The sequence below is a fragment of the Pseudomonas sp. B21-047 genome, assembly GCF_024748775.1.
In the GTDB taxonomy this organism is placed as follows: domain Bacteria; phylum Pseudomonadota; class Gammaproteobacteria; order Pseudomonadales; family Pseudomonadaceae; genus Aquipseudomonas; species Aquipseudomonas capeferrum.
The window spans coordinates 3029840-3041890 of the sequence record NZ_CP087169.1 but is presented as its reverse complement, the minus strand read 5'-3'; the positions used below and the strand labels follow the sequence as shown (position 1 = coordinate 3041890).

General features: G+C 65.6%; 12 protein-coding genes. 9 read left to right on the top strand and 3 right to left on the bottom strand.

The annotated features are described in order from the left end of the window. The first annotated feature begins 29 nt into the window (after window positions 1-29). The 3 genes from LOY26_RS13660 to LOY26_RS13650 all read left to right on the top strand — a co-directional run bounded on the left by LOY26_RS13660 (window position 30) and on the right by LOY26_RS13650 (window position 3637). Window positions 30-1340: a citrate-proton symporter gene (locus LOY26_RS13660; RefSeq protein ID WP_258713648.1), complete on the top strand. Its 1311-nt coding sequence runs from the start codon at window positions 30-32 to the stop codon at window positions 1338-1340. Continuing rightward, window positions 1337-2794, top strand: coding sequence for an amidase (locus tag LOY26_RS13655; RefSeq protein WP_258713647.1), 1458 nt, complete (start codon window positions 1337-1339; stop codon window positions 2792-2794). Before LOY26_RS13660 ends, LOY26_RS13655 begins: the two co-directional genes overlap by 4 nt. Before the next feature lie 69 nt (window positions 2795-2863). Further along, entirely contained in the window at window positions 2864-3637 is a 774-nt protein-coding gene (locus tag LOY26_RS13650) for an IclR family transcriptional regulator (protein ID WP_033698056.1), read from the top strand. A 15-nt stretch (window positions 3638-3652) separates the two neighbouring features. Here LOY26_RS13650 and LOY26_RS13645 read toward each other — a convergent pair whose 3' ends face one another. Beyond that, complete coding sequence (locus LOY26_RS13645; protein ID WP_186653641.1) at window positions 3653-4540, bottom strand: helix-turn-helix domain-containing protein; 888 nt, start codon at window positions 4538-4540, stop codon at window positions 3653-3655. 180 nt (window positions 4541-4720) lie between these two features. On the opposite strand from LOY26_RS13645, the gene LOY26_RS13640 reads away from it, so the two are divergent. The 4 genes from LOY26_RS13640 to LOY26_RS13625 are packed head-to-tail and all read left to right on the top strand — an operon-like array spanning window position 4721 to window position 8987. Beyond that, window positions 4721-5551: an SDR family NAD(P)-dependent oxidoreductase gene (locus LOY26_RS13640; RefSeq protein ID WP_186665253.1), complete on the top strand. Its 831-nt coding sequence runs from the start codon at window positions 4721-4723 to the stop codon at window positions 5549-5551. Further along, window positions 5548-7266, top strand: coding sequence for an FAD-dependent oxidoreductase (locus tag LOY26_RS13635; protein ID WP_258713646.1), 1719 nt, complete (start codon window positions 5548-5550; stop codon window positions 7264-7266). Before LOY26_RS13640 ends, LOY26_RS13635 begins: the two co-directional genes overlap by 4 nt. After that, window positions 7266-7595 carry an NIPSNAP family protein gene (locus tag LOY26_RS13630; RefSeq protein WP_186653632.1) on the top strand — a complete coding sequence of 110 codons (330 nt, stop codon included), beginning with the start codon at window positions 7266-7268 and terminating at the stop codon, window positions 7593-7595. Before LOY26_RS13635 ends, LOY26_RS13630 begins: the two co-directional genes overlap by 1 nt. A 48-nt stretch (window positions 7596-7643) precedes the next feature. Continuing rightward, on the top strand, window positions 7644-8987 hold the full coding sequence (locus LOY26_RS13625) for an MFS transporter (RefSeq protein WP_186653630.1): 1344 nt from the start codon (window positions 7644-7646) through the stop codon (window positions 8985-8987). 35 nt (window positions 8988-9022) lie between these two features. Here the strand turns inward: LOY26_RS13625 and LOY26_RS13620 are convergent, their stop codons facing one another. After that, window positions 9023-9934: a LysR substrate-binding domain-containing protein gene (locus LOY26_RS13620; protein ID WP_186653628.1), complete on the bottom strand. Its 912-nt coding sequence runs from the start codon at window positions 9932-9934 to the stop codon at window positions 9023-9025. Window positions 9935-10057: 123 nt separating this feature from the next. Beyond that, complete coding sequence (locus LOY26_RS13615; RefSeq protein WP_033698046.1) at window positions 10058-10714, bottom strand: HAD family phosphatase; 657 nt, start codon at window positions 10712-10714, stop codon at window positions 10058-10060. Between the two features lie 93 nt (window positions 10715-10807). On the opposite strand from LOY26_RS13615, the gene lexA reads away from it, so the two are divergent. Then, window positions 10808-11425 (top strand): transcriptional repressor LexA, encoded by a 618-nt coding sequence (lexA, locus tag LOY26_RS13610; RefSeq protein ID WP_033698044.1) that lies wholly within the window; start codon window positions 10808-10810, stop codon window positions 11423-11425. After that, on the top strand, window positions 11425-12045 hold the full coding sequence (imuA, locus tag LOY26_RS13605; RefSeq protein WP_047583090.1) for a translesion DNA synthesis-associated protein ImuA: 621 nt from the start codon (window positions 11425-11427) through the stop codon (window positions 12043-12045). The genes lexA and imuA overlap by 1 nt, the downstream gene beginning before the upstream one ends. Window positions 12046-12051 lie beyond the last annotated feature (6 nt).

Sequence of the window (12051 nt, the reverse complement as noted above, 5' to 3'; positions counted from 1 at the left end):
CTGGCCAACAGATTGATGGAGTGCTCCGCATGCAGACTTCCAATACAGGCGCGTCGCGTACCCGGCAAGTGGTCGCGGCGGTCATCGGCAATGCCCTGGAGTGGTATGACTTTATCGTGTACGGCTTTCTGGCCAGCATCATCGCCCGCCAGTTCTTCCCCTCCGACGACGAGTACGCCTCGCTGCTGATGGCCTTGGCCACCTTCGGCGTGGGCTTTTTCATGCGCCCGGTGGGCGGGGTGCTGCTAGGTATGTATTCCGACCGCAAGGGGCGCAAGGCGGCGATGCAACTGATCATCCGCCTGATGACGGTGTCCATCGCGATGATCGCCTTTGCCCCCAGCTACCTGGCCATCGGCATGGGCGCGCCGCTGCTGATCGTGGTGGCGCGCATGCTGCAGGGCTTTGCCACGGGCGGTGAATACGCCAGTGCCACCGCGTTTCTGGTGGAAAGCGCACCGGCCCACCGCAAGGGGCTGTATGGTTCGTGGCAACTGGTGGGGCAGTGCCTGGCGGTGTTCAGCGGGGCGGCGATGGTGGCGCTGGTCACCCACCTGTGCACGCCCGAGGCCTTGGACAGCTGGGGCTGGCGGATCCCGTTCGTGATCGGCTTGCTGATCGGCCCGGTGGGGCTGTGGATTCGCAAGCACATGGAAGAGCCCGAGGAGTTCCTCGAAGCCCGCAAGCAGGCCAAGGGCCAGGCGCCGAGTTTGTGGCAGGTACTGCGTGAGCACCGCCGCAGCCTGTTGGTGTCGATGGGCTTGGCCTGTGGGGCGACGGTGTCGTTCTATGTCGTGCTGGTGAACATGCCAACCTTCGCCCACAAGAACCTGGGCCTGCCGCTGGACCAGGTGCTGCTGGTGCAGATGCTGGCCGTGGGCCTGATGACCGTGGTGATCCCCCTGGCGGGTGCGTTATCGGACCGCCTGGGCCGGCGGCCGGTGCTGATGGCCTTTACCTTGGCGTTCTTCGTGATGATCTACCCGTTGTATGTCTGGGTAGCGGCGGCGCCCTCGATCGAGCGCCTGCTGGTGATGCAACTGCTGCTGTGCACTGCCATCGGCGGCTTCTTCGGCCCGGCGCCGACCGCCCTGGCCGAGCAGTTCCCGATCGAGGTGCGCTCCACTGGGGTGTCGGTAGCCTACAACGTTGCGGTGATGGTGTTCGGCGGCTTCGCCCCGCTGATCGTCACTTGGCTGAGCAAGGTGCTCGGCACGCCGGTAGCGCCGTCGTTCTATGTGCTATTCGCGTGCCTGCTGACGCTGCTGGGCACCTATTGCCTGAAAGAGGCCCCGCGTGCTGGCAAGGCTGTTGCCTTCAACCTTGGAGTGAAACCGTGAACCTGTTAGCCATCGACCCGATCGTTGCCCTGGATGCCGAGGCGCTGTCCCAGGCGATTCATGCCCGCCAAGTGTCGTGCCGTGAAGTGATGCAGGCCTACCTGGGCCATATCGAACGCTTCAACCCGCAGGTCAATGCGCTGGTGTCGCTGCGCGAGGGCGCGGTGCTGATGGCCGAGGCCGACGCGCGCGACCGCGAGCTGGCGGGCGGGCAGTCGCGAGGCTGGATGCATGGCATGCCGCAGGCGGTCAAGGACCTGGCGGCCACGGCGGGGCTGCGTACCACGCTGGGCTCGCCGCTGTTCGCCGAGCATGTGCCCGAGCAGGATGCGCTCAGCGTGGCGCGGGTGCGCGCCAGCGGGGCGATCATCATCGGCAAGAGCAATGTGCCGGAGTTCGGCCTCGGCTCGCAAAGCTACAACACGCTGTTCGGCACCACCCTCAACGCCTACGACCCGAGCCGCGTGGCCGGTGGCAGCAGTGGCGGGGCAGCTGCGGCCCTGGCCCTGCGCTTGCTGCCGGTGGCCGATGGCAGCGACATGATGGGCTCGCTACGCAACCCGGCGGCGTTCAACAATGTGTTTGGCCTGCGCCCTTCGCAAGGGCGGGTGCCATATGGGCCGACACCGGAGCTGTTCATGCAGCAGCTGGCCACCGAGGGCCCGATGGGGCGCACGGTGACAGATGTGGCGCGGCTACTGTCGGTCCAGGCCGGCCATGACGCGCGGGTGCCATTGTCACTGCGCGACGGCCCGCGCGACTTCGCCCATGGGCTGCCGCGTGATTTCAAGGGCGTGCGGGTCGGCTGGCTGGGCAGCCATGACGGTTACCTGCCGATGGATGACGGGGTAATGGGCCTGTGCGAAGCGGCCTTGGCGGACTTCGCCGCGCTGGGTTGCGAAGTCGAAGCGTGCCAGCCAGGCTTCGAGATGGCGCGCCTGTGGCAATGCTGGCTGACTCACCGCCACTTCCTGGTGCACGGAAGCCTGAGCGCAGCCTATGCCCACCCCGCGAAGCGCGCACTGCTCAAGCCCGAGGCGCGCTGGGAGGTTGAAGGGGGCCTGCGCCTGACGGCGGCGGACGTTTACCAGGCCTCGCTGGACCGCAGCGCCTGGTACCAGGCGTTGAACACCCTGTTCGAACGTTACGATTTTCTGCTGTTGCCTGCTGCCCAGGTGTTCCCTTTCGACGCAGCCCAAGCGTGGCCGAAGGTGGTCGGCGGGCAGGCGATGGACACCTACCACCGCTGGATGGAGGTAGTCATCGGCCCGACGTTGGCCGGCTTGCCGAGCATGAGCGTACCGGTTGGCTTCAATGCCGCGGGGCTGCCGATGGGCCTGCAGATCATAGGCCCCGCCCAGGCCGACCATGCCGTGCTGCAGCTGGCGTATGCCCATGAACAACTGACCCGTTGGGTCGAGCGGCAGCCGCCTAATTGCCTGCAATCACGTTGAGCCCCCTGGGCAGGCGCGTTTTTTGCTGGGCATCATGACCATCCACGCAGAGACAGGGAGGTCAGACACATGGGCACCACGACAGACAGCGGCGGCGTGCGCTCGGTGGAGCGGGCGCTGGCCATCGTCGATTTGCTCGGCGAACACCAGGCGTTAGGGCTGGAGGAGTTGCATTACCTGACGGCCCTGCCCAAGGCCACGGTGTCGCGAATGCTGGCCACCTTGCAGGAGCAGGGCTGGGTCTACCGGGGCTTGAGTGATCGGCGTTATCGCCTGTGCGCCCGGCGCCTGTTCGGTGACCGCCAGTTGCGTTTGAAGCGGCGCCTGGTCGAACACGCAGCGCCCTGGTTGCTGGAACTGAGCGAGCGCACCGGGCTGGTGGCGGACCTGTCGTGCTTCGATGGCGAGCGCCTTGAAGTGATGGAAAGCGCCATCCCCCTGGTGCTGCGCAAGCGCTACCCGAACAACTGCCAGATCGTCGGGCACCATGCCAGCCTGTTTCACTCGGCAATGGGGCGGGCATGCCTGGGGGAAATGCACAGCGACGAAGTGCAGCGCCTGGCCAGCCACCAGCAGTTGGGTGATGAAACACTGTTGCGCGATATCGAGGACGATGCGCACAAGGGCTTTGGTCAGCGCACCGAGGGGCACTGGGAGTACCCGGTGCGGTTGCCGTTCCTGATCCGGGCGATCGCGTTGCCGGTACGGGTTGAGGGGCGGCTGGCGGGTAGCATTGCCTTGCACTGGCCGGAGGACCAGGCGCCGGTGGAGCGGGTGTTGAGCCTGCATCTGCAGCGCTTGGCGGCGACAGTGGGCCAGGTGCAGCAGGCGCTGGAGGCTTGAAGGTGCTGTGCGAAATTACGGGCCCTTTCGCCCTGCGGCCTCACGAAACCCACTCGGGCTCACCCCTGAGTGCTTGCGGAAAAACCGGCTGAAGTAGCCCACATCGACAAACCCCAGCTCATGGGCGATCTCTTTCACACTGAGGCTCGAATGCCCCAGCGCCCGTTTGGCCTCCAACACCAGGCGGGCATTGATGACATTCATCGGCGTCATGCCCAGATGCTCCTGGCACAGCCGCCCCAGCGTGGCCAAGGTCAGCCCGAGCTCACCGGCGTAATCACCGAGCGACCAATGCGCGCGGTAGTGCATGTCCACCAGCTCACGGAACCTGGTCAGTTGCTGGCTGCGCCTCGACGGTAGACGCTGCTCGCCGGCGCGGGCCTGCGGCTCGTGGCGCAACACCTGGATCATCAGCGTCAGCAGCAGCGACATGCTGCACGCCACATGCTCGCGGGCGCGGTTGTGGTATTCCTCACGCAGTGCGCGGCACAGCGGTAGCAGCGGGTCTTCGTCGGCGTCCCACTGCGGCAGGGCGATCACCTGGGGTTTGCGCACCTGTGCCAGCAGGTTGGGTGCCAGTACCTGGGCGATACTTTCCAGCGGATGCTGCGCCGCCGTGATCACCTGGCCCTCGACCGCGCCGGCCCAATGAAAACCATGCACCACCTGCGCCGGCACGTACACCACGCAGGGCGCCCGGGCCTGCACGTGGTCACTGTCGAACAGCACTTCACCGGCCCCGCTTTGCAGGTACAGCAGCTGCAGCAGGCCTTCATGACGGTGCGCGGCAATCTCCCAGTTGTGGGCGCCGGAGCGTTGCGAGATCGACTCCACATGCAGGGACTCGTGCCACACCGGCTGCGCGGTTTCGCCGTACAGGGCGTAGTTGGGGATCTTGTTCATGGTCTTGTAGTTATTGTTGTGATCGATACCCGGCTACTGTGCCACAGCGGCTTGCCGGGTTAAGGGCCAGTGGACGAAATTGTCGGGAATGTGGGGTGGGTTGCAGGTTTTGTCCATTCTGCCCAGGCACGTGCCAGCCCTAGGCTGTTTGCCAGATGAAGCGACACTCTGGAGAGCAGCATGCATAACAACAAGATGACGACTGATCACTGGCTGGGCCTGGACTCTGCCGTTTGCGTGGTAACCGGCGCGGCCGGCGGCATTGGCGCGGCCCTGGCTTCCGCGTTGGTGGGGCAGCATGCCCATGTGGTGTTGCTGGATCGCGACCTGGATAAATGCCGCGAGCTGGCGGCGACCCTGGGCGAGCACAGCGTCGGCGAGGTCAGCGCGCTGGGCTGCGACATCGCCGACCCCGACAGCGTCAGCCAGGCGGCGGCACAGGTGCAGGCGCTGCACGGTCGCTGCGATGTACTGGTCAACAACGCCAGCGTGTTGCGCCCCGGTGCCCTTGAAACGCTGAGCCTGGAGCAATGGAACCAGGTACTGGCGGTCAACCTCAGCGGCTACCTGCTGTGTTCCCAGGCCTTCGGCCGTTCGATGCTTGCCCGTGGCCAGGGGCGCATCGTGCATATTGCGTCCATCGCCGCTCATTACCCACAACCCAACAGCGGTGCCTACAGCGCGGCCAAGGCCGGTGTCAGCCTGTTGTCGCGGCAAATAGCCGTGGAGTGGGGCCCGCGCGGGGTGCGTAGCAATGCGGTGTGCCCCGGGTTAATCCGCACGCCGTTGTCGGCCGCGTTCTACGCCGACCCGCACATCGAGCGCCAGCGCAGCGCCATGACCGCCAACCAGCGGATCGGCGAGCCGCAGGACATCGCTGAAGCAGTCCTGTTTCTCGCCAGCCCACGTGCCGACTACATCAACGGTGCCGAGCTGACCGTCGATGGTGGGTTGGAGAGCATGCCCATGGCATTGATCCCACGCCCAGGCTTCGAGGGCGTTCGCCCATGAACACGCGCAGCTGCGATGTACTGGTGGTGGGGGCGGGGGCCGGTGGCCTGGCGACGGCGATCACCGCGAAAAAGCACGGCCTGGATGTGATCGTGATCGAGAAGGCGGACTGCTTCGGCGGCACCACGGCGTTTTCCGGCGGGGTGCTGTGGGTGCCGTGCAGCCGACATGGGGTAAACGACAGCGAGGCGGCGGCACTTACCTACTTGCGCAACGAAACCGGCGACTGCTTCGACGAAGCGGCGGTCAAGGCGTTTCTGCGCCACGGGCCACGGATGGTGGACTTCTTCGAGCGCGAGACAGCCGTCAAATTCGTCCCCACCCTGTACCCCGACTACCACCCGCAGGTGGAGGGTGGCGTTGAGGTCGGCCGCTCGATACTGGCGGCGCCCTACGATATCCGGGGCCTGGGGCCAGACATGGCACGCCTGCGGCCACCGCTCAAGACCATCACTTTCATCGGCATGATGTTCAACTCGTCGAATGCCGACCTCAAGCACTTCTTCAATGTCACGCGTTCACTGACGTCGTTCGCTTATGTGGCCAAGCGCTTGCTGACCCATTTCAAAGAGCTGGCGCTGTACCGGCGTGGTACTCAGGTCACCAGCGGCAATGCCTTGGCGGCGCGGCTGGTGAGGTCGGCGCTGGACCTGGGTATTCCGATTCTGACCGGCACCCCGGCCAGGCAACTGTTACTTGAAGGCAATCGGGTCACGGGGGTGTTGGCCAAGCAAGGCGACAGCGAGCTGCGTATCGAAGCGCGGCGGGCTGTGGTGCTGGCTTGTGGCGGGTTCTCCCACGACCTGCAGCGGTTGAAGCAGGCCTACCCGCATGTGCGTCGCGGCGGTGAGCATTTTTCGCCGGTGCCTGAAGGAAACACGGGTGATGGTGCCCGCATGGCCGAAGCATTGGGCGCCAAGGTCGATATCCGCCTGCAAGCCGCAGCGGCCTGGATGCCGGTATCGAAAGTGCCCATGGGGACAGGGCGCTACGTTGCCTTTCCGCATTTGCTCGATCGTTACAAGCCCGGTGTGATCGGGGTGCTGCGCTCGGGCAAGCGCTTCACCAACGAATCGAATTCCTACCACGATGTGGGGGCAGCGTTGATCGACGCCTGTGCCGAGCAGCCGGAAACCGCCATGTGGCTGGTTTGTGACCGCCGCACCCTGGCCAAGTATGGCCTGGGCTTCGCCAAGTCCGCGCCAATGCCGCTGGGGCCGCTGTTGCGCAATGGCTACCTGCTCAAGGGGCGCAGCCTCGCAGCGCTGGCCGGCAAGGCCGGGATCGATGCCGCCGGGCTGGAGCAGACCGTGCGTGAGTACAACCTGGGCGCCGTTCAGGGTGAGGACCGCCAGTTCGGGCGTGGCACTACCCGCTTCAATCGTTATCTGGCCGACCCGCAACACACGCCCAACCCTTGCGTGGCGCCGCTGGGCGAGGGGCCTTACTTTGCCGTGAAGGTGATCATGGGCGACTTGGGTACCTTCGACGGGATCCGCACCAGTGTGGTCGGCGAAGTGCTTGGCACCGATGAGCGGGCCATCGAGGGGCTGTATGCCGTTGGCAACGACCGCGCCAGCATCATGGGCGGCAACTACCCCGGTGCAGGCATCACCCTGGGGCCGATCATGACCTTTGGCTACATCACCGGGCGCCATCTGGCAGGCGTCGAACAAGGCCTGGCGACTGCGGCCAATGCACGGGAGGTGGCGTGATGGACAAGGCCATAGTCGACCATCGGATCTACACCATCCGCCCACGTGGCATGGCGGCGTTTCTCGAGGCCTTCGACCAGTTGGCGATGCCGATTCTGCTGCGCCATCTGGGGGCGCCACTGGCCTTCTACACCAGCAGCATCGGCCCGCTGAACCAGGTGGTGCACCTGTGGGGCTACGACAGCCTGGAGGACTTCGAAACGCGCAGCGCCGCCCGCGATGCCGACCCGGACTTCGCCGCCTACCTGCACGCCACCCGTGACCTGGTGGTGGCCCAGGAGACGCGGATCATCAGGCCGGTGCGGCTGCACAGCCTCGCTCACCGCTAATGCCACCGGGGCCCTGCACCCGCATAAAAACAACAACAGGTGATACCCATGAACAACGCTATCGATGTGCGCCAACTGATCGACCAGCAACCCATCGGCCGCTACCAGAAGTGGGTGGTCTTTCTGGGGTTTCTGATCATCGCCCTGGACGGGCTGGACGTCGCCATCATCGGTTTCATCGCCCCGCAGCTGAAAAGCGACTGGGGCCTGAACGCGCAAAGCCTGGGCCCGGTGCTGAGCGCCGCCCTCATCGGCCTGGCGCTCGGGGCCTTGATCGCCGGCCCCCTGGCAGATCGCTACGGGCGCAAGGCGGTCTTGCTGGGCAGCGTCCTGCTGTTTGGCGTCTGGACCCTGGCTTCGGCGTTTTCGCCCAACCTTGAAACCCTGGTGGCCCTGCGTTTTCTCACCGGGCTGGGCTTGGGCGCCGCCATGCCCAATGCCAGCACCCTGGTCAGCGAATACGCGCCGGCGCGCAGCCGCTCGTTGCTGATCACCCTGGCGTTCTGCGGTTTTTCCCTGGGCGCGGCGGCAGGCGGCTTTGTCAGTGCCTGGATGATCCCGAACCTGGGCTGGCGCAGTGTGCTGGTGCTGGGGGGCGTGCTGCCGCTGCTGACCTTGCCGTTGCTGTGCTGGCGGCTGCCCGAATCGGTCACCTTCCTGGTCAGCAAGGGTGCCGATGTGCGACGCGTACGCGCCATTGTCAGCCGCCTGGCGCCGGGGCGCATCAGCGCCGACAGCACTTTTGTGCTGCCGCCCAGCACGCCGCGCAGCGGTGGGGCAATTGGCACCATCCTTTCGCCGCGCTATCGCTTCGGCACCTTCATGCTCTGGACCGGCTACGTGCTGGCGTTGTTTCTGGTCTACCTGTTCAGCGGCTGGTTGCCCACTCTGGTGAAGGAGGGCGGTGGCTTCTCGGTAGCCGAAGCGGCCATCGTCACCGCCTGCTTCCAGATCGGCGGGCCGCTGGGGGCGATTTCGGTGGGCTGGGCCATGGACCGCTGCAACCCGCAACGCGTGCTGATGCTGACCTTCCTGTTCAGCGGCGCAGTGATCTTCGCCATTGGCCAGGTGGCCGGGGACTTCACCTGGCTGTGCACGATTGCCTGGGCCGTGGGCTTTGGCCTCAATGGTGCCAGTGTGGGCATGAATGCGCTGGCGGCAGCGTTCTACCCGACCGAAGCGCGCGCGACCGGTGCCAGCTGGATGAGTGGCATCGGCCGTTTCGGGGCGATTCTCAGTGCGTTTGCCGGCGCCCAGATGCTGGCAATGGGGTGGAGCTTCGCGCAGGTGTTCGCGTCGTTGCTTGTGCCGGCGGTGCTGGCTGCGCTGGCCGTTCTGCTGCAAGGGCGCCATGCCGGTTCAGGCCGACGCGCTGCACGGCAGGTGGTGTAATCGGTGCTGGCGTGCAAAAGCCCTGCAGGCCTTGTTCAGTTTTCCCGGCTGTACATCCTGCATTGCGCCAGCAACGCCAGCAGGTTCGGTTCCCGCTCCCGTGCTTTCAAAAACACCACGCCGATATGTTGTTGCAGACGATAGCGCGGCTGCAGGGCAATCAGCCGCACCCGGTTCTCGTACACCGCTGCGATCCGCCCTGGCAGCAGGGCAAAGCCCACGCCCGAGCTGACCATGCTCAGCAGGGTGAAGATATCGTTCACCTGCATGGCCACCTTGGGCTCGAACCCTGCCTGCTGGAATACCCGCGCACCGTCACGGTGGGTGGCGAAGCCTTGGGTCAGGGTGATGAACGTGGAGTCGGCGAGGTCTGCCAGGTCCACCTCGGCTTGTTCGGCAAAGGGCGAGTCGGTGGGGACGGCGAGGAAGATATCGTCGGAGAACAGCGGCAGTTGCTCGCAGGCGGGGTCGCTGACACTTTCGTCGAGCGATACCAGGATGGCCTCCAGTTCGTGGTTTTTCAGGCGTTGCAGCAGGTCGACGTTCGAGCCCAGGGTCAGGTCGATGTTGAGCTCGCTGCGGCGTAGCTTCAGGCCCATGACCAGTTTTGGCACGGTCTTCACGGTCAGCGAATACAGGGCGCCAAGGCGGAAGCGTTCGGCATAGAAGCCTGCGGCCTCGCGGGTGTGGCGGACCATCTGCTCGGCGTCCTGGATCAGCTGGCGGGCTTTTTTTTCCAGCACGTAGGCGCTCTCCAGCGGGATCAGCTGGCGGCCTTCGTGCTTGAACAGGGGGCAACGCAGGGCGTTTTCCAGCGAGTGGATGGCGCGGTGCACGCTGACGGCACTGGTGGCCAGTTCGGCGGCGGCCCGGCCGAGGTTGCCACTGCGCATGAAGGCGAGGAAGGTTTCCAGCTTTTTCAGGGTCAGTTCTTCGTCGATGAGCATGTGGGGGCCTGGGGCAGGGGCGGGTGGGATTGTCTAGTTTGGCAGGTCGTGGGGGTAATGGCAGCTGGGGGTATGGCTTGGGATATTCAGCGCCTAGAGCGCTCAAGGCATGCGCCAAAGCCATCACCCCATCGATTCAATCAACGCCCACAACCGCGGATCATCAAAGTCCCGAATCACCAACCCAGCACCCGCCTCCATCAGCCGTTCGGCTGTCTGCGTCGTGGCAACTCCCACCGTAAAGATACCCGCCCCGCTGGCAGCCCGGACCCCAGGCAGCGAGTCCTCGAAGGCCAGCGCCTGACCGGCCACCGCGCCAAGGCGCTGCAGCCCGGTCAGGTAGGGCAGCGGGTCCGGCTTGGCACGTTCAAGCTCTTCGGCCACCAGCACATGCTCGAAACGTGCCCCCAGCCCCATGGCCTGCAACATGTGCTCGGCATTGAGCCGCGGCGCGTTGGTGACCACGCACATGCCCAGGCCATAGGCCTGGGCGTGCTCCAGCAGGCGCAACAGCCCTGGCATCGGCTCGAGCGATGGCGCCAGCGAGCGGAACAACGCCTCTTTGCGGTCTGCCAGTGCCAGGCACTCCTGTGGGCTGGCATCGGCAAACAGCTCGGCGAACAGTTCGCCGTTGGCCCGGCCACTAACCTGCGCATCGAACTGGGCCTGGGAAAGTTCGCGGCCATCATGCTCACGCAGCAACTGGCGGAAAGCCTGCAAGTGCAGGGTATCGGTATCGGTAAGGGTTCCGTCGAGGTCGAACAGCAGGGCAGTCAGCATCAGGTATCCAGGTATGAAAAAACACAAGCCCAACGATCATAACCAAAGCTGACGACGAAGGGGGCTGTTCAGTGCGCTGGGAAAAGAGTACAAATGTGCTCCATGGACAATATGACCCCCAAACGCCGCGCCATTCTCGAATTCATTCGTGAGCGCATCACCGACCACGGCCAGCCGCCGAGCCTCGCCGACATCGCCACGCGCTTCGGCTTTGCCTCGCGCAGTGTCGCGCGCAAGCACATCACCGCCCTGTGCCAGGCCGGTTACATCGACGTCACGCCAAACCAGGCGCGTGGCATTCGCCTGGCCCAGCCCCTGCGCCGCCCGGAAATACTCGAAGTGCCCGTGTTGGGCCAGGTCGCCGCAGGTGCGCCGATCGGCCCGGACCTCGGTATCCACGAGCAATTGCTGATCGACCCCAGCCTGTTCCGGCGCACTCCCGATTACCTGTTGAAGGTGCGCGGTGACTCGATGATCGACGACGGCATCTTCGACGGTGACCTGGTCGGCATTCGCCAGCAGGGCGAGGCCCGTGACGGGCAGGTCGTGGTTGCTCGCCTGGACGGCGAGGTGACCATCAAGCGCTTGCAGCGCCAGGCCGGTGGTTACCGGCTGCTGCCACGCAACCCGGCCTATGCGCCGATCGATGTGGGGCCTGAACAGGCGTTCTTCATCGAAGGCGTGTTCTGCGGCCTGCTGAGGCGCGACTGATGGGCGCGGTGGTCGATCTCGACAGGCTGCTCGACCAGCGTCAGGTCTGGCGCGGTCGGCAGGTTCAGGCTCGGCCCCTGGGGTTGCAGCCCACCGGCCATGCCGCGCTGGACCAACGCCTTGCCGAGGGCGGCTGGCCGGCCGCAGCGCTCAGCGAACTGTTGCTGGCCAGCCCCGGTTGCGGTGAGCTGCAGTTGCTGTGGCCTTCGCTGGCACGCCTGACCGCTGAAGGCGGGCGGGTAGTGCTGGTCGCGCCGCCGTTTATTCCCTTTGCCCCGGCCTGGCAGGCAGCGGGGGTGGATTTACGCTGGCTGGTCCAGGTCGCCGCCGCGCCGGTCGACGCGCTCTGGGCGGCTGAGCAATGCCTGCGCTCGGGCAGTTGCGCCGCCGTGCTGTGCTGGCCAGAACGCGCCGATGACCGTGCACTGCGGCGCCTGCAGGTGGCCGCCGAGACCGGCCAGGCGCTGGCCTTCGCCTGCCGCCCGCAGCAGGCGGCAAACAACCCGTCGCCAGCCGCTTTGCGCATTGCCATCGACACCCGGCCAGCACAATGGCGCGTGCTCAAGAGCCGAGGTGGCATGCCCCCGGCGCTGCCCATCGCCTGCCCCGGGCAGGGCTGATGCATC